At 73.3% G+C, this 21,089-nt stretch carries 22 protein-coding genes; 16 read left to right on the plus strand and 6 right to left on the minus strand.

Annotation, left to right across the window (positions count from 1 at the left end; all coding sequences use genetic code 11):
* Positions 1–203 (minus strand): hypothetical protein (locus tag Q0444_RS11995; protein ID WP_299023329.1); only part of this gene is annotated, 203 nt, incomplete at its 3' end.
* Between Q0444_RS11995 and Q0444_RS12000 the strand changes: the two genes are divergently transcribed.
* The 5 genes from Q0444_RS12000 (at position 202) to Q0444_RS12020 (ending at position 5,307) form a co-directional block, all read left to right on the plus strand.
* Positions 202–537, plus strand: a complete 336-nt coding sequence (locus Q0444_RS12000; RefSeq protein ID WP_299023330.1) for a hypothetical protein — start codon at positions 202–204, stop codon at positions 535–537. The two genes, Q0444_RS11995 and Q0444_RS12000, sit on opposite strands and share 2 nt — an antisense overlap.
* A 107-nt stretch (positions 538–644) precedes the next feature.
* Positions 645–1,031, plus strand: coding sequence for a Sec-independent protein translocase subunit TatA (gene tatA, locus Q0444_RS12005; protein ID WP_291083537.1), 387 nt, complete (start codon positions 645–647; stop codon positions 1,029–1,031).
* A 114-nt stretch (positions 1,032–1,145) separates the two neighbouring features.
* Positions 1,146–2,084 (plus strand): twin-arginine translocase subunit TatC, encoded by a 939-nt coding sequence (tatC, locus tag Q0444_RS12010; RefSeq protein WP_291083659.1) that lies wholly within the window; start codon positions 1,146–1,148, stop codon positions 2,082–2,084.
* Entirely contained in the window at positions 2,068–4,728 is a 2,661-nt protein-coding gene (locus tag Q0444_RS12015) for an RNA helicase (RefSeq protein ID WP_299023331.1), read from the plus strand. Before tatC ends, Q0444_RS12015 begins: the two co-directional genes overlap by 17 nt.
* Before the next feature lie 84 nt (positions 4,729–4,812).
* On the plus strand, positions 4,813–5,307 hold the full coding sequence (locus tag Q0444_RS12020; protein WP_299023332.1) for a DUF2231 domain-containing protein: 495 nt from the start codon (positions 4,813–4,815) through the stop codon (positions 5,305–5,307).
* Positions 5,308–5,341: 34 nt separating this feature from the next.
* On the opposite strand, the gene Q0444_RS12025 is transcribed toward Q0444_RS12020, so the two are convergent.
* Positions 5,342–6,271 (minus strand): 5'-3' exonuclease, encoded by a 930-nt coding sequence (locus tag Q0444_RS12025; RefSeq protein ID WP_291083527.1) that lies wholly within the window; start codon positions 6,269–6,271, stop codon positions 5,342–5,344.
* 129 nt (positions 6,272–6,400) lie between these two features.
* Between Q0444_RS12025 and Q0444_RS12030 the strand changes: the two genes are divergently transcribed.
* Positions 6,401–7,507, plus strand: coding sequence for a Xaa-Pro peptidase family protein (locus tag Q0444_RS12030; RefSeq protein WP_291083524.1), 1,107 nt, complete (start codon positions 6,401–6,403; stop codon positions 7,505–7,507).
* A gap of 38 nt (positions 7,508–7,545) precedes the next feature.
* On the opposite strand, the gene Q0444_RS12035 is transcribed toward Q0444_RS12030, so the two are convergent.
* Positions 7,546–7,947, minus strand: coding sequence for a pyridoxamine 5'-phosphate oxidase family protein (locus Q0444_RS12035; RefSeq protein WP_291083522.1), 402 nt, complete (start codon positions 7,945–7,947; stop codon positions 7,546–7,548).
* 63 nt (positions 7,948–8,010) lie between these two features.
* On the opposite strand from Q0444_RS12035, the gene Q0444_RS12040 reads away from it, so the two are divergent.
* Positions 8,011–8,790 carry an SDR family NAD(P)-dependent oxidoreductase gene (locus Q0444_RS12040; protein WP_291083519.1) on the plus strand — a complete coding sequence of 260 codons (780 nt, stop codon included), beginning with the start codon at positions 8,011–8,013 and terminating at the stop codon, positions 8,788–8,790.
* On the plus strand, positions 8,787–10,037 hold the full coding sequence (locus tag Q0444_RS12045) for a cobalt-precorrin-6A reductase (protein ID WP_299023333.1): 1,251 nt from the start codon (positions 8,787–8,789) through the stop codon (positions 10,035–10,037). The genes Q0444_RS12040 and Q0444_RS12045 overlap by 4 nt, the downstream gene beginning before the upstream one ends.
* On the opposite strand, the gene Q0444_RS12050 is transcribed toward Q0444_RS12045, so the two are convergent.
* Positions 10,029–10,964, minus strand: coding sequence for a precorrin-3B synthase (locus tag Q0444_RS12050; RefSeq protein WP_291083513.1), 936 nt, complete (start codon positions 10,962–10,964; stop codon positions 10,029–10,031). The genes Q0444_RS12045 and Q0444_RS12050 overlap by 9 nt on opposite strands.
* A 73-nt stretch (positions 10,965–11,037) precedes the next feature.
* Here Q0444_RS12050 and Q0444_RS12055 point away from each other — a divergent pair, with 73 nt between their 5' ends.
* The 3 genes from Q0444_RS12055 to Q0444_RS12065 are packed head-to-tail and all read left to right on the plus strand — an operon-like array spanning position 11,038 to position 14,324.
* Positions 11,038–11,937, plus strand: coding sequence for an amidohydrolase (locus Q0444_RS12055; protein WP_299023334.1), 900 nt, complete (start codon positions 11,038–11,040; stop codon positions 11,935–11,937).
* Positions 11,937–13,544 carry an apolipoprotein N-acyltransferase gene (gene lnt / locus Q0444_RS12060; protein WP_299023335.1) on the plus strand — a complete coding sequence of 536 codons (1,608 nt, stop codon included), beginning with the start codon at positions 11,937–11,939 and terminating at the stop codon, positions 13,542–13,544. The genes Q0444_RS12055 and lnt overlap by 1 nt, the downstream gene beginning before the upstream one ends.
* Positions 13,545–14,324, plus strand: coding sequence for a polyprenol monophosphomannose synthase (locus Q0444_RS12065; RefSeq protein ID WP_291083504.1), 780 nt, complete (start codon positions 13,545–13,547; stop codon positions 14,322–14,324).
* A 72-nt stretch (positions 14,325–14,396) separates the two neighbouring features.
* Here Q0444_RS12065 and Q0444_RS12070 read toward each other — a convergent pair whose 3' ends face one another.
* Positions 14,397–14,741, minus strand: coding sequence for an RNA polymerase-binding protein RbpA (locus Q0444_RS12070; RefSeq protein ID WP_299023336.1), 345 nt, complete (start codon positions 14,739–14,741; stop codon positions 14,397–14,399).
* 140 nt (positions 14,742–14,881) lie between these two features.
* Here Q0444_RS12070 and Q0444_RS12075 point away from each other — a divergent pair, with 140 nt between their 5' ends.
* The 5 genes from Q0444_RS12075 to Q0444_RS12095 all read left to right on the plus strand — a co-directional run bounded on the left by Q0444_RS12075 (position 14,882) and on the right by Q0444_RS12095 (position 20,590).
* Entirely contained in the window at positions 14,882–15,238 is a 357-nt protein-coding gene (locus tag Q0444_RS12075; protein WP_291083499.1) for a hypothetical protein, read from the plus strand.
* Between the two features lie 14 nt (positions 15,239–15,252).
* Positions 15,253–16,965: an alpha/beta hydrolase gene (locus Q0444_RS12080; protein WP_291083496.1), complete on the plus strand. Its 1,713-nt coding sequence runs from the start codon at positions 15,253–15,255 to the stop codon at positions 16,963–16,965.
* A gap of 69 nt (positions 16,966–17,034) precedes the next feature.
* Entirely contained in the window at positions 17,035–19,389 is a 2,355-nt protein-coding gene (locus tag Q0444_RS12085; RefSeq protein WP_299023337.1) for an excinuclease ABC subunit UvrA, read from the plus strand.
* 28 nt (positions 19,390–19,417) lie between these two features.
* Positions 19,418–19,861, plus strand: a complete 444-nt coding sequence (locus Q0444_RS12090; RefSeq protein ID WP_299023338.1) for a PaaI family thioesterase — start codon at positions 19,418–19,420, stop codon at positions 19,859–19,861.
* Positions 19,862–19,954: 93 nt separating this feature from the next.
* Positions 19,955–20,590: a GyrI-like domain-containing protein gene (locus tag Q0444_RS12095; protein ID WP_299023339.1), complete on the plus strand. Its 636-nt coding sequence runs from the start codon at positions 19,955–19,957 to the stop codon at positions 20,588–20,590.
* A gap of 7 nt (positions 20,591–20,597) precedes the next feature.
* Here the strand turns inward: Q0444_RS12095 and Q0444_RS12100 are convergent, their stop codons facing one another.
* Positions 20,598–21,044: a MarR family winged helix-turn-helix transcriptional regulator gene (locus Q0444_RS12100; protein WP_299023340.1), complete on the minus strand. Its 447-nt coding sequence runs from the start codon at positions 21,042–21,044 to the stop codon at positions 20,598–20,600.
* Positions 21,045–21,089: the final 45 nt, after the last annotated feature.

Genomic DNA, 21,089 nt, shown 5'->3' on the forward strand with positions numbered 1-21,089 from the left:
CGTGCCTCCTGCGTCCGGCTCACACCAACCCGCAAGTACCCGGCCACCAGGGTGCCCCCCCGCACCAGCCGCAGGGCCCCCGTAGGCAAGGCGTTGGCCAGCACGGCCGAATTGACGAAGACCGTGTTGGCGCTGTCCTTGAAATAGATGCGCGGCTTGCGGCTGTTCAGAATCGTCAGCGTCAGGTTGCCCCCGGTGGGCATGAGCGGGGTCGAGGACGTGGGCCCGCGCCGCGCGCTGGGACCGGAACCCCAGGACGACGGCGAGGGCGACACGAGCCTCGAGCGTGCGGTCGTCCCCGCCTCCGCCGCGTGGTTCCTCGACGAGTTCGGGTTCCACGACGTCACCCGGCGCCCGGACGGCGACCTCGACGTGGTGATCGCCTACCACGACCGGGCGTGGCTGCTGAGATTCCTGCTCGGGCACGCGGACGTGGTCACGCCCGCCGATCCCGGACTCGCCGCGGAGATCGCAGCCCGGGCGAGCGCCGGCCTGGAGCTCTACCACTCGGCCGACGAGCCCGCCCCGGAGCCCTGAGTCGCGGGCGAACGCGCAGGTCATCGGCCTACCCATCCCGACCGGTGCGACGCCCGCCGGGCCCGTTGCGTTAGCATGGTCGAGTCGTCACACAAACGGAGGTTGACATGGGTGCGTTGAGCATCTGGCACTGGCTCATCGTCCTCGCGGTGGTGTTGCTTCTCTTCGGTTCAAAGAAGCTTCCCGACGCCGCCCGCGGTCTCGGTCGCTCGATGCGCATCTTCAAGTCGGAGATCAAGGAGATGCAGAACGACGACAAGCCGCTCGGGGACGCACCCCAGGCCCTGCCGCCGGTCACCCCGCCGAATGCGGCCCAGCCGAATGTGGCCCAGCCGAACGCCGCCCAGTTCGTCCAGCCGCAGGCTCCGCAGCAGCCCCAGGCCCAGCCCCAGGGCTATCCGCAGGCGCCACAGCAGCCGTACCAGCAGCCCCAGCAGCACACCGATCCCACCGCCCCGTACAACGGCGGCGCGGGGTCGACCCAGGGGCAGTAGGCCGCCTCGCCGATGACTCAGACCGGGACCGAGAAGGCCGGCGCCACCCGGAAGGGCGGCGCCGGCCGGGTGCTGTCCAAGCGCAGGCGCCGGCCCCGCAACCCGGACGGCACCATGCCGCTCCTCGAGCACATCTACGAGTTGCGGACCCGGCTGCTCATCGCCGTGGGGGCGATCGTGCTGACCCTGGGATTCGGATTCTGGTGGTACGGCAGCGGATTCCTCGGGGTCCCCTCCCTCGGCAGCATCCTCACCGGACCCTACTGCGACATCCCTCCGGGCGCCCGGTTGCAGCTCGGCGCCAACGGGGACGACTGTCGCCTGCTCGCGACCGGGCCGTTCGAGCAGTTCATGCTGCGGCTCAAGGTGGCCGCCACCGCCGGGATCGTCCTCGCGAGCCCGGTGTGGCTCTACCAGCTCTGGGCGTTCATCACGCCCGGGCTGCACCGGAACGAGAAGCGCTACGGGATCGTCTTCACGATCCTCGCCGCGCTGCTGTTCGTCGGCGGTGCCGTCCTGGCCTACGTCGTGATCGTCCACGCCCTCGAGTTCCTGCTCTCGATCGGCGACAACGTCCAGACCACCGCATTGTCCGGTACGCAGTACTTCTCGTTCCTCATCCACCTCATCCTGATCTTCGGGGTGAGCTTCGAGATCCCCCTCCTGATCGCCATGCTCAACGTCGCGGGGGTGCTCAGCTACGAGGTGCTGGCCAGGTCGCGGCGCGGGATCGTCATGGGGGTCTTCGTCTTTGCCGCCGTGGCGTCCCCGGGACAGGACCCGTTCTCCATGCTCGCGCTGGCCGTCGCGGTGTGCGTGCTCGTGGAGGTGTCCATCCAGTTCGCCCGCCTGCACGACAGGCGTCGGAAGAAGGACCGCGCCGAGTGGCTCGACGTGGACGACGAGTCCGCGTCGACCATCGCACCCGCCGACGGCCTCGAGGGATCCGATGCCGTCCGATCCACCGGACCGCTCCCCGCGCCCGCGCCGCTCGGAGGTACGCAGCCCCTCCAGGCTCCCTCGGGTGGGGCGGCGTATGACGACACGATCTGACCCGGACCACCCGGACTCCCTCCTCGAGTCGTTCCTGTCCGCCGAGGGCTTCGACCCGGACCCGTTCCAGCTCGACTCGTTCTCCGCACTCGACGCGGGGCGTAACCTCCTCGTCTCCGCCCCGACCGGGTCCGGCAAGACCCTCGTCGGCGAGTACGCCGCCCACCGCGCGCTCTCGGGCGGCGGGCGATGCTTCTACACCACGCCGATCAAGGCGTTGAGCAACCAGAAGTTCCGGCAGTTCCGGGCGCGCTTCGGACCCGAGAACGTGGGTCTCCTCACCGGTGACCACTCGATCGACCCCGAGGCCCCCGTCGTGGTGATGACCACCGAGGTCCTCCGGAACATGATCTACTCCGGGTCCCCGGCGCTCCACGACCTCGACTGCGTGGTGATGGACGAGATCCACTACCTGGGAGACCGCTCCCGGGGCGTGGTGTGGGAGGAGATCATCCTCACCCTCGACCCGGCCGTGCGGCTGGTCGGGCTCTCCGCCACCCTCAGCAACACGGACGAGCTGGGGGACTGGATCACCGAGATCCGCGGTGACACCGCCGTGGTCCTGTCCGACCACAGGCCGGTTCCGTTGGCCCACATGCTCTACACGGACGGGGAGCTGATCCCCGTGCGCGCCGCGGCCGACCACCGCCGCCGGAGCCGGAGCGGGTACCACGACGAGCGGATGGCCGCCCGACCCCGAGCCCAGTGGGCGCGCCGGCAGGACGTCATCGAGAAGCTCGACGACGAGCGTCTGCTGCCCGCCATCTACTTCGTGTTCTCCCGCGCCGGCTGCGACGGCGCGGTGTCGCAGATGCGGCGGGCCCGCCTGCGGCTGACCACGGTGGAGGAATCGCGTCGCATCGCCGCCCACGTCGACGCCGCGTGCGCCCCGGTCCCGCACCACGACCTGGACGCGCTGGATTTCACCGCGTTCCGGGCGGGTCTGGTCGGCGGGATCGCCGCCCACCACGCGGGCATGCTCCCGCTCTTCCGCACCATCGTGGAGGAGTTGTTCTCGGCCGGGCTGATCAAGGTCGTCTTTGCCACCGAGACCCTCGCCCTGGGCATCCACATGCCGGCCCGCGCCGTGGTCCTGGAGAAGACCACCAAGTTCAACGGCGACACGCACGCCATGCTCACCTCCGCGGAGTACTCGCAGATCACCGGGCGCGCCGGCCGGCGGGGGATCGACACCAAGGGCACCGCGGTCGTGCTCGACCAGCAGGACCTGGACCTGGATGCGCTGTCCGCCCTCGTCGACACCCCGCGGTTCCCGCTGCGCAGCGCGTTCACACCCGACTACTCCATGGCGGTCAACCTGGTCGAGCAGCTCGGCGTCGCGGAGGCCACGTCCCTGATCGGTCGGTCGTTCGCCCAGTTCCAGACCGACCGCACCCTGGTCTCGCGCTCGCGTGCGGTCGAGCGCCGCGCGGACGAGCGCGATCGCCTGCGCGCGGATCTCGAGGCGGCCGGCGGCGGCCCCGACCTCGACCAGTACATGGCGCTTCGTGCCGACCTGAGCAGGCTGGAGCGCAGCGCCGAGAAGACGACGCGGGACGACCGGCTCGACGCCGTCCGGGCCGCGATGCTCAAGCAGACCCCGGGATCGGTGATCACCGTGGGTCGGAAGCGCTTCGGCATGGTGGCGACCGTGCTCCAGGTGCGCACCGACATTCCGGCGGACCCGGCGCTACTGTGCCTGACCGACACCGGCTGGACGGGGTGGCTGCGGCGTCACGACTTCGCGGCGCCCCCGGTTCCGGTCGGTCGGGTCGACCTGCCCAGGGGCAGACGCAAGCTCGACGGCCGGGCCAAGAGCGCGCTGCTCCACCGGATGGAGGGCATGCGCGGCAAGGCCAAGGGCAGGCTGAAGGGCGCCGGGGGCAAGCCGGTGCGCAAGGATCCACGGATCGCCCCCGCCCGACGCGCGCTCCGGCAGCACCCCCTGCACGAGGATCCGGGCATCGACCGGCTCGCCCGGCTCCACGAGCGGTGGGCCCGCGCGGACGCGGACACCACCGCCCTCGCCGCCGGGGTCGACGCCGACTCCGACTCGCTGGCCCGCCGCTTCCGACGGATCGTCGACCTCCTCGAGCACCTCGGATATCTCGAGCAGCGGGACGGCGCGCTCCGCGCCACGGACTCCGGGAGACTGCTCGCCGGGGTGCACACCGAACAGGATCTGTTCGTGGCCGAATGCCTGCGGCGGGGGGTCTGGCGTGGGCTCGACCCCGCCGGCCTGGCCGCGGTGATCGCCACCGTGGTCGCGCACCCGCGCGGCGACTCGGCGGTGCGCGAACCCACGGACGAGTCCCTGCGGTCCGCACTGGCCCGGACCGAGCGCGCCGCCGCCGAGCTGGCCGCGGTGGAGGAGTCCCACCAGCTGCCCCCGACGCCGGACCTCGACGCCGGGCTGGCCCCGGTCATGCACCACTGGGTGTCGGGGGGCGCGCTCGCGTCGATCCTCGCCGCCTCGTGGCAGGAGGGGGTCGAGCTCACCGCCGGGGACTTCGTCCGGTCGGCCCGACTCGTGGTGGACGTCCTCGCCCAGATCGGGCAGGTCGCCGAGCCGGACCTGGCCCGCGTCGCGCGGTCCGCCGTGGGGTCGCTGCGCCGTGGGGTCGTCCTCGACCACCTGGTGTGAGTCCGCCCGGCCCGGCCACCCCGGGTGAGGTGAGGAAAACCTTCCCCAGCGTCCCTTCAGCGGGGGGGGCCTAGGTTCTCACCCATGAACACCATCGCCGGATTGCCCGCCCATCCTCTCCTCGTCCACGCAGCCGTGGTCCTGCTCCCCCTGGCCGCGCTCGTCGTGGTCGCCTACGCCGTCTGGCCCGCCGCCCGGGCGCGGATCGGGATCGTCTCCCCGGTCCTCGCGCTGATCGCCGCCGGGGCCGCCAAGTTGGCCGAGGGCGCCGGGGAGTCGCTCGAGCGCGTGGTCGAGACACTCCCGGACACCAACCGGGCCGCGGTGAACGCCCACGCCGAGCTCGGTGAACAGACGGTCGTCGCGGCGGGGGCGCTGGTCTTGGTGGCGGTCGCGCTGTCCTTGGTCCACGGCACCGCCGCGGCCCGCCTGCGCGAGCGCCTGAGCCTCCTCGAGGCGCCGTGGGTCGGGATCGTCGGCGCGGTCCTCGCCGTGATCGCCGGGGTCGCCGTCGTCTACCTCACCGTGGACGCCGGCCACACGGGGGCGAGCATGGTGTGGTCCGATCTCACCTCGTGAGCGGCCTCGTCCGGCTTCCGGGGGGCGCGGACCGTCAGGCCCCGTCGAGCAGGGCCGTCGCCTCGACCAGCCTGCCGATCGCGCGCGACTGCCCCGTGGACACGCCGAGCGCGTCCAGTCGCTCGGCGTCCACGGTCCCGCGGCGGCCGTCCACGTTGCCCTCGAACCCCAGCTCGAACCGGCGCTCCCGCAGCCGGACCACGCCGCGGGCGGCCGTGAGGTAGTCGGCGGACTCCACCACCGCGGTCCGCTGACGGGCGGTGAGCCCCGACCGCTCGTCCCGGGCGGCGGCGACGATCCCGTCGAGGTCGCCGTACCCCCGCAGCAGGGCCGCCGCGGTCTTCGCACCGATCCCCGCCACCCCCGGCAACCCGTCGGAGGCGTCCCCGACGAGCACCGCGTAGTCCGCGTACACGCGGGCATCCTCGCCGGCGGGAAGGTCGAAGCGCTCGGCCACCACCTCGGGGGTGTAGGCGAGCCGCTTGCGCATCCCGGCCCCCACGTACACGACCGTGGTGCTCGCCGAGGCCAGCTGGAACAGGTCGCGGTCGCCGGTCACCACCAGCACCTCGCGGTCGCGCGCCGCCAACTCCGCCAGCACGTCGTCGGCCTCGGCGCCGTCCGCCCACGACTGGGTGATGCCCGCCGCGGAGAGGATCTCGCGGATCACCCCGACCTGCGGGCCGAGCGCGGCGGGGGCGTCCTCCTCGCCGTCGTCTCCCACGCGGTGCGCCTTGTACGAGGGCAGCAACCCCACGCGCCAGTCGGGACGCCACTCGCGGTCGAGGGCCGCCACCAGACCGCTCGGGGAGTACTCCTCGACCAGCACCGCGACCATGTCGCAGAAGCCGCGGACGGCGTTGGCGGGCGCGCCGTCGGGGCCGGTGATCTTCTCGGGCACGGAGTGGAAGGCGCGGAACCACAGTCCGGCGCTGTCGAGAACCATGAGCGGGCCCTGGGACATCGCGCCTCCTGGGGATCGTGGGCGGGCCGGGGGTCGACCTCGGCGCAAGAGTAGTCGTCGCCCAGGGAGTCCGCGCCGGCGTCGGGCGCCGGAGCCCCGGCATCCGGCCGACGTCCTACTGTGGTGGGCATGAGCACCAGCACCCCGGAGACCCACGCCCGCCGCCTGGCCGCCGTCCGCGGACGCGCCCGCGACCTCGGGATCGACCACGTGGTGGTGTACTCCGGGGAGGACATGTCCTACCTCACCAGCGAACGGATGGACTCCCACGAACGGCTCACCGCGCTGGTCGTGCCGGTCGACGGCGGCGCGCCGCTGCTCGTGTTGCCGTCGCTCGAACTGACCGACGTCACCCGGCGCGCGGCCGACCGCGTGGGCGCCACCGTCCACCCCTGGTCGGACGGGACCGACGCCGTCGCGCTCGTCACCGGGTCGGTGGCCGGCCGGGTGGCCGTGTCCACCGCGATGCCCGCGCTCCACCTGGTCCCGCTCCAGGCGGGCGTCGACGGCGAGGTGGTTCTGGCCTCGGAGGTGATCGACCACGTGCGGGCGGTCAAGACGCCGCACGAGGTGGACGAGCTCGCCGAGGCCGCCCGGCGTATCGATGCGGTCCACGCCCGCATGGGCGAGTTCCTCCGGGTGGGCCGTACCGAGTCGCAGGTGGGCGAGGACATCACCGCCGCGATCGAGCAGGAGGGCCTGACCCGTGCCGAGTTCGTGATCGTGGGCTCGGGACCCCACGGCGCCGACCCCCACCACGGCGTCTCCGACCGGGTGGTCCAGCAGGGCGACATCGTGGTGGTGGACATCGGCGGCCCCGTGGCCAGCGGGTACCACTCGGACTGCACCCGGACGTACTCGATGGGCGAGCCCGACCCGCAGGTCGCCCGCGAGTACGCGGTGCTCCAGGAGGCCCAGCGGCTGGCCCGGGAGTCCGTCCGCCCCGGGATCGCCATCGGCGAGGTCGACGCCGCTGCCCGCGAGCACCTGGCGGCCGCGGGGCTCGGCGAGTACTTCATCCACCGCACCGGGCACGGGATCGGCCTCGGGCTGCACGAGCCGCCGTTCGTCACGCCCGGCGGGGACACGGTGCTGGCCGAGGGGATGACGTTCTCCGTCGAGCCGGGGATCTACCGGTCGGGGGCGTGGGGTGCCCGGCTCGAGGACATCGTCGCCGTGACGGCGGACGGCCGCCGCGACCTCAACACCGGCGAGCGGGGTCTGCGAGTCCTCTGACCGCGGCCGAGCGGGGTCTGCGAGTCCTCTGACCGCGGTCAGAGGAACATCTGGGCCGAACCCAGCACGCGGTCCACCTCGATCGCCAGCACCACGCGCTCGGGGTTCGGGCTCGGCTCGCGGTAGCGCATGGCGTACCGGCGCTCGCCCTCGCGGACGGACGCGGGATCGTCCAGCAGCCGCACCGGCCCCTCGAAGGTCAGCCAGCGCCCGCGGTCGACGTGGGACACCGCCGCGCGTCCGCCGCGCCGCGCGTTGGCCGCCTTCTGCGATCCGCGCCGGGTGATCACCCGTGCGAGACCGCCCTCGGTGTCCACGGTGAAGCCCACCGCCACCACGTGGGGCGAGCCGTCACGCCGAAGTGTGGTCAGGCTCCCGAGATGGTATTCGGCCAGGAACTCGAGCGCCTCGTCGGAGAGCTGTGCCAGGGTGTGGGCCATGGCGCAGAGCCTGCCACAGCGAGCCGACGCGGCGACCGACCGGCTGCGTGGGAGACTGGGCGCATGTCCACCCCCGCCACCCCGTCGCCCCCGCCCGCGTCCGGCGGCGAGGTCGTCGCGATCTTCGGCGGCCGCAGCGAGATCGGCCTGGCCGTCGCCCGGCGCCTCGCGCCCGGCCGCACCATCGTGTTGGCGAGCCGGCCCGGCGCCGACACCTCCGCCCTCGGGGCACCGCTCGCGGACGCCGGTGCGGCGGCGGTGGAGTTCGTGGACTTCGACGCCGACGACCTCGACTCGCACGCCGCCGTCGTGGCGGACATCGAGTCCCGGATCGGGGAGATCACGGTGGCGGTGCTGGCCTTCGGGATCCTGGGCGACCAGGCGCTCGCCGAGCGGGACGCCTCGGCCGCCGCCCGGATCCTGCACACCGACTTCGTGGCGCAGGCAGCCCTGCTCACCGTGCTGGCCGAGCGGATGAAGCCGCGCCGCCGCGGGACGCTCGTCGCCTTCTCCTCGGTGGCGGGCCAGCGGGTCCGGCGCGCCAACTACGTGTACGGCTCGGCCAAGGCCGGGCTGGACGGCTTCGCCTCCGGCATGGCCGACGCCCTCCACGGCACCGGGGTCACGCTGGTCATCCCGAGGCCCGGCTTCGTGGTGGGTCGGATGACAGAGGGCATGGATCCGGCCCCGTTCTCCTCGACCCCCGACCAGGTGGCCGACGCGGTGGTCGCGCGGGTGCAGGCCCGGAGAGCCGGCGTGGTATGGATCCCGTGGCAGCTGCGGGTGATGTTCGCGGTGGCCCGGCTGGTGCCGCAGCCGGTGTGGAGGCGGATGCCGCGGTGACCCCCGCTCGACCGCCCGGTGCGGGCAATGTGACCGTCCACCTCGTCGGCGTCGGCCCCGGGCCCGTCGACCTGCTCACCGTCCGCGCCACCCGCCTCATCACACGCTGCGGGACGTGCCTGCACGAGAGCGGCGCGATCGCCCCCGAGGTGCTGGCCCTGTGCCCGGCGACCGCCCGGGTGGTGGGCACGTCCGGGGTGTCACCGGCCGAGGTGATGGGGGAGGTGCGTGGCGCCCATGCCCGCGGCGACCGCGTGGTCCTGCTGCTTCCCGGCGATCCGTCGCAGCACCCCGCGGCGGACGAGGTCACCCGCGCGCTGGACGCCGAGGGGAGCTCCTGGGACCTGGTCCCCGGGCTCCCGGCGACCCCGGGCGCGGACCCGGCCCCGGTGACGCCGCCCGATCCTGACCCGGCGTCCGCCGCGTCCCGCGCACCCGCACCCGCCCCCGCCCCCGCACCCACCGAGCGGCCCACGCCCGCCCCGATGCCCTCCGCGGCGCCCGGTCGGATCCTCGTGCTGGGGGGAACGGGGGAGGCCGACCGGCTCGCCGACCTCATGGTCACGGCGGGGCTCGACGTGGTGACCTCGCTCGCCGGGAAGGTGGCCCGCCCGCGGCTGCCGCGCGGCGAGGTGGGGATCGGCGACGTCGGTGGGCCGGAGGGGCTGGCCTCGTGGCTCCGCGCGAACGACGTCAGCGCCGTCATCGACGCGACCCATCCCTTCGCGACGGACGTCTCGGACGTCGCCCGCCGGGCCGCCCGCGAGGTGGGCACGCCCCTGCTGCGGGTGCTCCGCCCGCCGTGGGAGCCGCGGGACGGGGACGAGTGGATCCGGGTCGCCGACACGGCGGCCGCCGCGCGATGCGTGCGGGAGCGGTTCCGCCGACCGATGCTCACGGTGGGGAGGCGGGGCGCGGTGGCGTTCTCCGGTGACACCCGCGGGTCGTACCTCATCCGGTGCGCGGAACCGCCCACCGGGCCGCTGCCGCACCGGTACCTGCTCATGCTGGACCGCGGCCCCTTCGGGGTCGACTCCGAGCGCACGATCATGGCCCGCCACCGGATCGACGTCCTGGTGGCCAGGAACAGCGGCGGGGAGTCGACCGCCGCCACCCTGCAGGCCGCGCGCGAGCTGCGGATCCCGGTGGTCATGGTGGACCGGCCGGAGGCGACGCCGGGCACCGACACGGTCACGTCGGTGGACGACGCCGCGCTGTGGCTGGTCCGCCGCTTCGGTTCACGCTGAGCGCGTCGGGTCCGCCCACGGGGAGGTCGCGTCGAAGATCATGCCCATCGGCGCCAGCACGCGCACCACTTGCTCCGCCATCCCCTCGGTGAGCCCGTGGAGGCCGATCACCCGGTCGGGGGAGACCGTGCTCGGCCGGTCCACCGCCCCGAGGAACTCGGCGAGCCGCGCCGGCACGACCCCGTCCGCGACCACGGCGAGCAGGCTCACCAGCCCGTCGGCGGAGTCGATCCACCCGACCCTCGGGATCTCGGCGGGAGTGGTGAGCGGCGCCGGTGACCCCACCGCGACGGTGAGCGGGTGGCCGTCCAGGATCACGACGACGAGGTCGTGCAGGTCGCCGGAGTCCGGCACCCCGGGACGGTCGTCGAGGCGCCGGGCGAGCTCGGCGGTCACGTCGGCGAGGACGGCCGCCGCGTCGGCCGCCCCGATCCCCACCGCGGTGTCGCGCCCGGCCGCGTGGACGCGGAGCGCGTCGCCGGCGCCGCCGGCCACCGCCGCCAGGTCGGGGGCGTGCGCCAAGATGTCGCCGGCCCCGGCGTCCAGACCCAGGAGCAGGCGAGCGCCGGACGGCGCCGGGTCGGTCGCGCCGGCGGGGCCGGCGTCACCGAGCCGGGCGGCCAGCTCCGCGTCCAGTCGTTCGGGCAGGTCGGCGAGGTCGTGGTGCCCGTCGATCCGCCCGGCCATGGGGGAGGCGAGGATGCGGGGGAGCCGGTGATCGCCGATGCGCCGCGGCAGCCCCTCCGCGACCAGTCGGTCCCGGGGCACGGTGTCCCCGCCGGCCCGTCGGACCCGGATGCCGCCGCGCGGGGTGAGCACCACCTCGCCCCCGTGGCGGGCGGCCACCCCGGCCAGCGTGCTCCAGTCCCCGGGCGTCATCCGACCGCCGGGGAAGTGGGCGGCCGTGCGGAACGACGAGTCGGTCATGGGTGCACAGCCTAGGCGCGGGGGAGCCGGGCGGGCCGGACGGCCGCGGGGCGGCTCAGGGATACTCGGGTGCATGACAGCATGCCTGGCCAGCGGCGGCCGCGTCCTCACTCCCGCCTCCCGTGACGCCACCGCCCTGGCGTACGAGGACGGGCTGGTCGTGTGGGCCGGCTCCGACGCCCCGGGCCCCGCGCTGTTCCCGGACGCCGAGCGCATCGACCTCGCTGGGGACTGGGTGGCGCCGGCGTTCGTGGAGTGTCTGACCCCGGGGCTCGACCTCCGCCGGGTCGCGGCCCGCGGCGCGGTCCCCGCCGCGCTCCCCGAGCCACACCCGGTCGGGGCGGTGGCCGACCGTGTCCGCGCGGGGGGCCGCGTGGTGGTCGACACCGGCGTCGATCCCGGCGAGGGCGCCGCCGCACTCACCCGCCTCGCCGCCGCGCCCGGCGGCCCCGCCGTGGCGAGGTGCACGCCGGTGCTCGTCGGCACGTCCGGCACGCTCGACGAGGCCACCCTCGCCGCGTTGGCGGCCGTGGGAACCGTCCTCCTGCTCCGACCGCTGGTGGACGACCTCGCCGGCACCGACCTGGTGCGCATCGCCGCGTCCGGCGTCGCCCTGGCCGCCTCGTCCCGGGACGGCGGGGAGCTGCGGCCGTGGGATGCGTTGCGCGCGCTCACCTCCGTCGCCGGCGGCCGGGGCCTGTCCCCGCGGGCCGCGTTCACCGCGGTCACCCGCGGTGCCCGCCGTGCCGCCGGTGCCCGCGACGGGACCGCCGGAACGCTCACCCCGGGCGCCGCGGCGACGTTCGCCCGCTGGCGGACGGGGGAGCTCGCCGTGGTCGCCGCCGACGACGCCGTCCAGCGGTGGTCCACCGATCCCCGGTCCGGGGTGCCCCCGATGCCCGACCTCTCCGGTCCCGACCCCGTTCTCCGGGCGCTCGTGGTGGACGGCACACCCGCCGGCCCCGCGGAGTGATGCCCCTCCTGGCGCGGCTGGCCGGGGCGGCCGCGGCCGGCGCGCTGTTGGCGGCCTCGTTCCCGCCCGTCGACCTGTGGTGGGCGGCGCCGGCGGCGATCGCCCTCTTCGTCGTCGTCCTCTCGCCCCTACGGGGCCCCGCACCCCGGGCGCGCGCGGGGGCCCTCCTCGGGTTCACCGCCGGCCTGGTGTTCTTCCTTCTGCTGGTCCCGTGGGTGGGGCTGTACGTGGGCGCCTACGCGGCGTGGGGCCTGGCCCTGGTCGAGGCCCTCTACCTCGCGGCGTTCGGGGCCGGTGCGGTGGTGATCTTGGGGGCCGGGCTCGCGCGGCGGCCCCGGGCGGGCCGGCGGGCGGGCCCGGGCACGGGGCTCGGCGCGGTCGGCGCGGTGCTCGGGGTGGCCGGCTGGTGGTCGGTGTGGGAGTGGATCCGCTCCTCGTGGCCGTGGGGCGGGTTCCCGTGGGGCCGGCTGGCGTTCGGTCAGGCCGACGGTCCGCTCCTGCCGCTCGCCTCGCTCGGCGGGACCCCGCTGCTCGGGTTCGCGGTGGCGTCCCTGGGCGCCTCGATCGGGGTCGGCGCGATCCTGCTCGCGCGACGAGACCGCCCCCTCGTGGCGGCCACCGGGCTCCTCACCGTCCCGCTGGTCACCGCGGGACTGGTCGCCGGGGCCGCCGTCGGGACCGGGACCGGGGACGGGGACGGGCGGGAGACCGTGGAGGTCGCGATCATCCAGGGCAACGTCCCCCGCCTCGGCCTGGACTTCAACTCCCAGCGTCGCGCGGTGCTGGACAACCACCTCCGGGTGACCGCCGAGCTGGCCGACGGGGTCGACGCCGGAACCCGCGAGCGGCCGGACCTCGTCCTGTGGCCGGAGAACGCCTCCGACATCTCCCCGCTCGCCGACCAGCGCGCCGGCGCTCAGATCACCGCGCTGTCCCGGCGCCTGGGGGCCCCGATCCTCGTGGGCACCGTCCTGCCCGTGGGGGACGGCCCCGAGGCCACCAACTCCTACCTCGTGTGGGACGGCGGCGACCGGCTGGTCGACCGACACGACAAGAAGTTCGTCCAGCCCTTCGGCGAGTGGCTGCCGCTGCGCGCGCCGCTCGAGGCCGTCTTCCCCATCGCCCGGACCGCCGGGCACTTCGTCCCCGGCGACGGCGACGGCCTCGTCACCGCGGCGGGGGTCGAGCTGGGCGTGGCCATCTGCTTCGAGGTCGCGTTCGACGCCGCCGCCCGCGAGCCCGTCGCCCGGGGGGCGCAGATCCTCACCGTCCCCACCAACAACGCCACCTTCGGCCGCTCGCCGATGACCTACCAGCAGCTCGCGATGTCGCGGGTCCGGGCCGTGGAGCACCATGTCCCGGTACTCATCTCCGCCACCAGCGGTGTCAGCGCGGTGATCGGACCGGACGGCACGGTCCGGCAGGAGACCGGGATCTTCGAGCCCGGGATACTGGCGGTGCAGGTCGAGGTGGGGGGTGCCGGTACGATGGCAACCCGACTGGGTGGCATCCCGCAGGCGGTGTGTTGCCTCATCGGGCTCGTCGGGTTGGCCTGGGCGCTCCTGCGCGCCCGGCCGCGGCCCGCGACCGACTCCGAGGAGATCTAAGTGACCGACCCGTTGACACCCGGCAGCGACGTGCCGTCCGCGCGGACCCTGGTGATCATTCCGACCTATGACGAGCGGGAGAACCTGCCGGGGGTCGTGGAGCGGTTGCTCACCGCCGCGCCCGACGTCGCCGTGCTCATCGCAGACGACAGCAGCCCCGACGGCACGGGGGAGGTCGCCGACCGGCTCGCCGCCGACGACACCCGGGGTCGGATCTCCGTCCTGCACCGGACCAGCAAGGAGGGACTCGGCGCCGCGTACATCGCCGGCTTCCGGTGGGGACTGGAGCGCGGCTACACGGTGCTGGTGGAGATGGACGCCGACGGGAGCCATCCGCCCGAGCGACTGCCCGCGATGCTCGCGGCGGTCGACGCGGGTGCGGACCTCGCGATCGGGTCCCGGTACGTGCCGGGCGGCGCCGTCGTGAACTGGCCGTGGCGGCGCCACGTCATCTCACGGGGCGGCAACGTCTACTCCCGCCTCCTGCTGGGTGTGGGCATCAAGGACATCACCGCCGGGTACCGCGCCTACCGCGCCCGGGCGATCGCCGAGCTCGACCTCGACTCCATCGAGTCGAAGGGATACTGCTTCCAGATCGACATGACGTGGCGGCTGCTCGGCAACGGCCGATCGGTCGTCGAGGTGCCCATCACCTTCACCGAACGCACCGTGGGACAGTCCAAGATGAGCGAGTCGATCTTCCGCGAGGCCGCCGTCAACGTGGCGCGGTGGGGCTGGGAGAAGCGCCGCCGGCAGCTCCGGGCCCTCGTCCGGCGCTGATCCGCCACCCCGCCGGACGAGGAACGCCCCGGCCCCGTGACGGGGTCGGGGCGTGTCACACGCGGGTGGGGATCAGCGGGCGCCTGCGCGGCGACGCTTCTTGAGCAGATCCATCCGCTCCTTGAGAAGCTCCTCCAGGTCCTCCAGCGAGCGACGCTCGAGAAGCATGTCCCAGTGGGTACGCGGCGGCTTGCCCTTCTTGACCTCCACGGCGGGGCCGTCGATGAGCTGGCCCTCCTGGCCGTTCTTGCACATCCACGCGCCCGGGATCTCCGCGTCGTCCGCGAACGGGACCTCGTAGACCTCGCCGTTCTCCGTCTGGTACCTGGCCATCCGCCGTGGCGCGAGATCGGTGTTCCGGTCGGTCTCGTAGCTCACCGCACCGAGGCGGCTGCCCCTGAGGACTCGAACTGCCATGCGAACTCCTTCTGCCGTGTTCGTCGCGCCGGGACACGACGCTCTGTGGTGCCTGATGATGTAACGCCGGGTGACCCCCGAAATGTTCCCACGCGCCGGTGCGGCAGGCCAGTCGGGGACCGCCTCGGTACCCTGATCCCGTGGAATCCGACGTCACGGCCGAGCCCGCCCCGCCGCGGCGGGGCGAGGCCTCCTGCGCGTGGTGTGGTCGTCCGGTGAACGAGGGCGGCACCGGGAGGCGGCGACGCTACTGCCGCCGCTCGTGCCGCCAACGCGCCTACGAGCAACGTCAGGCGCTCCGGATGCAGGACCTGCCCGAGGGGACGGTCGTGCTCTCCGAGTCGGAGTCCGCCGACCTCATGGACCGCCTGTTCCAGCTCCGGTGCGCATGCGAGGACCTGCACACCGCCATCGCCGAGGGGGAGGACCCCGCCGAGCTCGCCCGCATGTCGGACGGACTGGTGTCCACGGCCAGGCGCGCCGAGCGCCTGCGCTGAGCCGGGGGACCACGGTGACGCCGGCCGGCCGGGCGCTCCGGGAGTGGTGGGAGCGTTGGCACCTGTCCGTCACCGGGCTTGTCGTGGCGGGGCTGGCGGCGTGGTCCTCCCTCCTGCCGTCGCTCGTGCCGCGCGGGTGGTCCTACCAGGGGATCATCACCGGCCTGTCGATGCTCATGGGGTACGGAACGGGCGTGGCGGTGCGCACGGCGTGGCACCGGTTCGTCGCCCCCCGGATCGAACTTCATCCCACCCTGACCGAGCTGGGCGACGCCCTCCTGTCCTTCGCCCGCCTGTCCGCCCCCTACGTCGTGGTGGTCTACCTCGTCACCGCCACGGCCACCGCCATCCGATGGCAGGACCAGGTCTCGGACCTGGTGGGGTCGCCCAGGCCGCCGTGGGGGGACTACATGCGCATCCCCTGGGTGGCGTTGGCGGTCTTCGTGGGTCTCCTCATGGCGTTCCGGGCGCTCCGCGCCGCGTACCGCGCGCTCGCCCGAGCCGTCCGCCGCCGCGTCGACGTGAGCGAGTACACCGCCCGGATCTCCGGGATCATCGCGGTGGCGGCGCTCCTGCTCGGGATCGCGCACGGCGTCGTGCCGCGCCTGTTCTTCGACGGCGCCAACCGGATCTACAGCGCGGCCAACGACGAGGACCTTCCCGACGCCGACGCCCCGACCGACCCCGAGAGATCCGGGGCCCCGGGGTCGGCCGTCGACTTCGCGGACCTGGGGCTGCAGGGCCGCCGGTTCGTCAGCGGGGGACTGGGCCGTGACCGGCTGAGCGAGCTGACGGGGGAGGAAGCACGCCAACCGATCCGCCTGTACGCGGGGCTCGGGTCCGCGCCGACCGACGACGAGCGTGCGCAGTTGGTGGTGGACGAGCTCGAGCGCACGCGGGCATGGGAGCGCGGCGCCGTGGTGGTGGCACCGACCACCGGCACCGGATGGATCAACCCGTACGCCGCGCAGGCCATCGAGCTCCTCTCCGGGGGAGACGTGGCGATCGTCGGCACGCAGTATTCCTACCTCCCCAGCTGGATCTCCTTCCTCGCCGACCGGGAGAAGTCGGAATCGGCCGGGCGATCGCTCATCGAGGCCGTGGTCTCGTGGCGCGATTCCCTGCCGCCGGACAGGCCGCGACCGGCCCTCTACATCTACGGAGAGAGCCTGGGGACCCAGGCGGGGGAGGCCGCGTTCTCCGGAATCCGCGATATCCGGGCCACCGTGGATGGGGTGTTGTGGATGGGTCCGCCCGGCTCCAACCGGATCTGGCGCTCGCTGGTCGACCGCCGGGACCCCGGGTCCACCATGACCGATCCGGTCTATGCCGGCGGGCTGCTCGTGCGCTTCACCGAGGACCCCGCCGAGTACCGATCGGACGTCGGCCCCTGGCTCCCGCCCCGCGTGCTCTACGTCCAGCACGCCACCGACCCCGTGGTGTGGTGGAGCCCGGATCTCCTGTTCGACCGTCCCGCGTGGCTCACCGAGCCGCCGGGGAAGGGCCGCCATCCCGGAATGGTCTACCTCCCGGTCATCACCTTCTTCCAGGTCACCGCCGACCTCGGCAACGCGATCGGCGGATCGGAGGGATACGGCCACCTCTACGACAGCCAGATCCTCGACGGGTGGGCTGCGGCCACGGACCGTCCGGGGTGGGACGACGACGAGTTCCGGCGATACGCCCGGCTGCTCGCCACCGCGATGGAGCAGCAGGACAGGGGCTGAGGTCCCGCTCGCCCCGGCGGGTGGCGATCATCTACCGTGGCCCCAGGAGACGGGACGAGGGGGACCACCGTGAACGAGCACATCGCCGACACCCACGACGTGATCCGGGTCCACGGAGCCCGGGAGAACAACCTCAAGTCGATCAGCGTCGACCTCCCCAAGCGCCGCCTCACGGTGGTCACCGGCGTGTCCGGGTCCGGCAAGAGTTCACTGGTCTTCGCCACCATCGCCGCCGAGTCCCAGCGGATGATCAACGAGACCTACAGCGCGTTCCTCCAGGGCTTCATGCCGACGCTCGCGCGGCCCGACGTCGACCTCCTCGAAGGTCTCACCACGGCGATCGTCGTGGACCAGGAGCGCATGGGATCCGACCCCCGCTCGACGGTGGGCACCGTCACCGACACCGGGGCACTCCTGCGGATCCTGTTCAGCCGGCTGGCCCGGCCCTCGATCGGCGGGCCCAAGGCCTTCTCGTTCAACGTCGCCTCCGCGAGCGGGGTGGGGACCCTGACCAAGGCGGACGGGACCCGGCAGAAGGCCGAATTCTCCGTCACCGGCGGCATGTGCGTGCGCTGCGAGGGCCGCGGGTCGGTGTCGGACTTCGACGTGGATGCCCTCGTCGACCGCTCCAGGTCCCTGGCGGAGGGCGCCCTCACGGTCCCCGGGTACTCGATGGAGGGCTGGTACGGCCGCATCTACTCCGGGTCTGGGTTCTTCGACATGGACAAGCCCGTCGGGGAGTTCACCGAGCAGGAGATGCACGATCTACTGCGCAGGGAGCCGGTCAAGGTCAAGGCCGAGGGCATCAACGTCACCTTCGAGGGCCTCATCCCCAAGATCCAGAAGTCGATGCTCGCCAAGGACGTCGAGGCCATGCAGCCCCACATCCGGGCGTTCGTCGAGCAGGCGGTGGTGTTCACGACCTGCCCCGAGTGCGACGGCACCCGTCTCAACGAGGATGCCCGGTCCTCGCGGATCGACGGGCTGAACATCGCCGAGGTCTCCGCGATGCAGATCACCGACCTCGCCGGGTGGCTGCGTGGCGTGGACGAGCCGGCGGTCGCGCCCCTGCTGGAGGCGCTGCAGCACACGCTCGACTCGTTCGTGGAGATCGGGTTGGGCTACCTCTCCCTGGACCGGCCCGCGGGCACGCTGTCGGGCGGCGAGGCGCAGCGGGTGAAGATGATCCGCCACCTCGGGTCGGCCCTGACCGACGTGACCTACGTGTTCGACGAGCCGTCGATCGGCCTGCACCCCCACGACATCCAACGGATGAACGGTCTGCTGCTGCGGCTGCGGGACAAGGGCAACACCGTTTTGGTGGTGGAACACAAGCCGGAGATCATCGCGATCGCCGACCACGTCGTGGACCTCGGCCCCGGGGCCGGTTCCGGGGGCGGGGAGATCTGCTTCGAGGGCTCCGTCGCGGGCCTCCGCGCCAGCGACACCGTGACAGGCCGGCATCTCGACGACCGGGTCGCACTCAAGAGCAGCCCGCGGACCCCGTCAGGGGTCCTCGAGGTGCGCGGCGCGACCGCCCACAACGTGCGGGACGTGGACGTGGACATCCCGCTCGGGGTGCTGTGCGTGGTGACAGGCGTGGCCGGATCCGGGAAGAGCTCCCTGATCCACGGGTCGGTCTCGCCCCGCGCAGGCGTGGTGGCCATAGACCAGTCCGGGATCCGGGGGTCCCGGCGGAGCAACCCCGCCACCTACACCGGCCTGCTCGACCCGATCCGCAAGGCGTTCGCCAAGGCAAACGGGGTCAAGCCGGCCCTGTTCAGCTCCAACTCCGAGGGCGCCTGCCCCACCTGCAAGGGCGCCGGCGTGATCTACTCCGATCTCGGCATGATGGCCGGCGTGGCCACCACCTGCGACGACTGCGAGGGCAGGCGCTTCCACGCCGCGGTCCTCGAGTACGAGTTCGGCGGCAGGAACATCGGTGAGGTTCTGGGCATGTCGGTGGCGGGCGCGGAGGAGTTCTTCCGGGAGGGCGGCTCCCGGATCCCTGCCGCGCACAAGATCCTCGTCAGGCTCCGCGACGTCGGACTCGGCTACATCACCCTGGGGCAGCCGCTGACCACCCTGTCCGGCGGCGAACGGCAGCGCCTCAAGCTGGCCGCCCAGATGGCGGAGAAGGCCGACGTCTACGTCCTGGACGAGCCGACGACCGGGTTGCACCTGGCCGACGTCGCCACGCTGCTGGGGATGCTCGATCGGTTGGTCGACTCGGGCAGGTCGGTGATCGTCATCGAGCACCACCAGGCGGTCATGGCGCACGCGGACTGGATCATCGACCTGGGTCCCGGCGCGGGCCACGACGGCGGCAGGATCGTGTTCGAGGGCACCACGGCCGACCTCGTCGCCGATGCCTCGACTCTCACCGGGGAGCATCTGGCGCGGTACGTGGCGGGCCGGGAGTAGCCGGCCGGGCGGCGGGTAGAAAGGACCCATGGCCGATTCCACCGAATTCCCCGACGCCGCCTCCCACAGCGCGAGTGCGTTCGTCCGCCTCTCCGGGCTCGTCGTCGACGAGGTGACCCCCACGACCCTGAGGGGGCACGCGCAGCTCGGCGGTGACCACCTCACCGCGTGGGGGACGGTGCACGGCGGCGTCTACGCCAGCATCGTCGAGTCCGCCGGCGGCGCGGGCGCCGGGTTCGCGGTCGCCGACCGGGGCCAGATCGCGGTGGGAGTCCACAACGGGACCGATTTCCTCCGGCCGTCCACCGGCGGGCGGGTCGAGGTGACCGCCCGCGCGCTGTTCCAGGGGCGCAGCCAGCAACTGTGGGATGTCGTGATCAGCCAGGCCGAGGGTGGAGCCGTGCTCGCCCGGGGCCAACTCCGGCTCCAGAACGTGCCCAGGCCGGACACCTCCGCCACGCCCGGGCGCTGAGAACCCGGGCGCTCAGAACCCGGGCGTGGCGGGCCGGACGTGGCGGGCCGGCGGCCGGCCCTCGATCCCCCCGGCCGGGAGTAGATTCGCACCATGACCGGCAGCCGGTCGGCCGCGAACGCCGACATCAAGAAGGACCGCCGCGACCTGTACAGCGGCAAGGTCGGCCGGTTCGACCTCGTCCAGGTCCCGCCGATGCAGTTCCTCATGGTCGACGGTCGGGGAGATCCCTCCAGCGCGCCGGAGTACAGGACCGCCGTCGAGGCGCTGTACGCGACGTCCTACGCCGTGCGGGCGGCCGCCAGGTCCGAGCTCGGTCGGGTCCACACGGTGGGCCCGCTCGAGGGCCTCTGGTACGCCGACGACCCACGCGTGTTCACCGCACGCGACAAGGCCGCGTGGAGGTGGACCATGCTCATCTGGCAGCCCGACTGGATCACACCGGAACTCGTCTCCGCGGCGCTGGAGGAGGTGACGACGACGAGGGTGCCGGACGCCCGCGAGCGGGTGCGGTTCTCCCGGTTCGCCGAGGGGTCCGCGGTGCAGACGCTGTACGTGGGCCCCTACGACGACGAGGGCCCGGTCATCGCGCGGATGCACGAGGAGGTCATCCCAGCACACGGCGCGGTCCTGTCCGGGCACCACCACGAGATCTACCTCTCCGACCCTCGCAGGGTCGATCCCGCGCGGCTCAAGACGATCCTGCGACAGCCAGTCAGGCTCACCTGAGGGGGGTCTAGTACTCGGCCCGGTCGGTGTCCTCGAGCGAGGCCACGAGGCGCTGGGCGAGGGTCCGCAACTGGACCAGGTCCTCCTGGGGCATGTCCACCCTGTCGAGCAGGGAGCACTGGATCGTCTCCGCCTCGGTGCGGAGCCTCCCGCCCGCCTCGGTGAGGTGGACGTGGACGCTCCTGCCATCACCGGCGGAGCGGGATCGCGCGACCAGCCCGGCATGTTCGAGTCGCGCCAGGAGAGGGGAGAGGGTTCCCGAATCCAACAGGAGCCTGTCACCCAGCTGCCGGACCGTCAGACCGTCCTCCTCCCACAACACGAGCAGGACGAGGTACTGCGGGTAGGTGAGCCCGACCGAGGCCAGGGCGTGCCGGTAGGCCGACGTGGAGGCGCGGGAGGCCGCGTAGAGGGCAAAGCAGACCTGCTCTTCCAGACGGAGATCGGAGTCCATGGATCCAGTATCGCCGTTCTTGACGCTTGTGCACAATTAAGTTGT

The sequence above is a fragment of the uncultured Dietzia sp. genome, assembly GCF_937873725.1.
Classification (GTDB): Bacteria; Actinomycetota; Actinomycetes; order Mycobacteriales; family Mycobacteriaceae; genus Dietzia.

Bases quoted from the DNA above. Each gene is read 5' to 3' on its own strand.
- Q0444_RS12000 (WP_299023330.1), top strand. From the start codon at position 202: ATGAGCGGGGTCGAGGACGTGGGCCCGCGCCGCGCGCTGGGACCGGAA.
- tatA (WP_291083537.1), top strand. From the start codon at position 645: ATGGGTGCGTTGAGCATCTGGCACTGGCTCATCGTCCTCGCGGTGGTG.
- tatC (WP_291083659.1), top strand. From the start codon at position 1,146: ATGCCGCTCCTCGAGCACATCTACGAGTTGCGGACCCGGCTGCTCATC.
- Q0444_RS12015 (WP_299023331.1), top strand. From the start codon at position 2,068: ATGACGACACGATCTGACCCGGACCACCCGGACTCCCTCCTCGAGTCG.
- Q0444_RS12020 (WP_299023332.1), top strand. From the start codon at position 4,813: ATGAACACCATCGCCGGATTGCCCGCCCATCCTCTCCTCGTCCACGCA.
- Q0444_RS12025 (WP_291083527.1), bottom strand. From the start codon at position 6,271: ATGTCCCAGGGCCCGCTCATGGTTCTCGACAGCGCCGGACTGTGGTTC.
- Q0444_RS12030 (WP_291083524.1), top strand. From the start codon at position 6,401: ATGAGCACCAGCACCCCGGAGACCCACGCCCGCCGCCTGGCCGCCGTC.
- Q0444_RS12035 (WP_291083522.1), bottom strand. From the start codon at position 7,947: ATGGCCCACACCCTGGCACAGCTCTCCGACGAGGCGCTCGAGTTCCTG.
- Q0444_RS12040 (WP_291083519.1), top strand. From the start codon at position 8,011: ATGTCCACCCCCGCCACCCCGTCGCCCCCGCCCGCGTCCGGCGGCGAG.
- Q0444_RS12050 (WP_291083513.1), bottom strand. From the start codon at position 10,964: ATGACCGACTCGTCGTTCCGCACGGCCGCCCACTTCCCCGGCGGTCGG.
- Q0444_RS12055 (WP_299023334.1), top strand. From the start codon at position 11,038: ATGACAGCATGCCTGGCCAGCGGCGGCCGCGTCCTCACTCCCGCCTCC.
- lnt (WP_299023335.1), top strand. From the start codon at position 11,937: ATGCCCCTCCTGGCGCGGCTGGCCGGGGCGGCCGCGGCCGGCGCGCTG.
- Q0444_RS12070 (WP_299023336.1), bottom strand. From the start codon at position 14,741: ATGGCAGTTCGAGTCCTCAGGGGCAGCCGCCTCGGTGCGGTGAGCTAC.
- Q0444_RS12090 (WP_299023338.1), top strand. From the start codon at position 19,418: ATGGCCGATTCCACCGAATTCCCCGACGCCGCCTCCCACAGCGCGAGT.
- Q0444_RS12095 (WP_299023339.1), top strand. From the start codon at position 19,955: ATGACCGGCAGCCGGTCGGCCGCGAACGCCGACATCAAGAAGGACCGC.
- Q0444_RS12100 (WP_299023340.1), bottom strand. From the start codon at position 21,044: ATGGACTCCGATCTCCGTCTGGAAGAGCAGGTCTGCTTTGCCCTCTAC.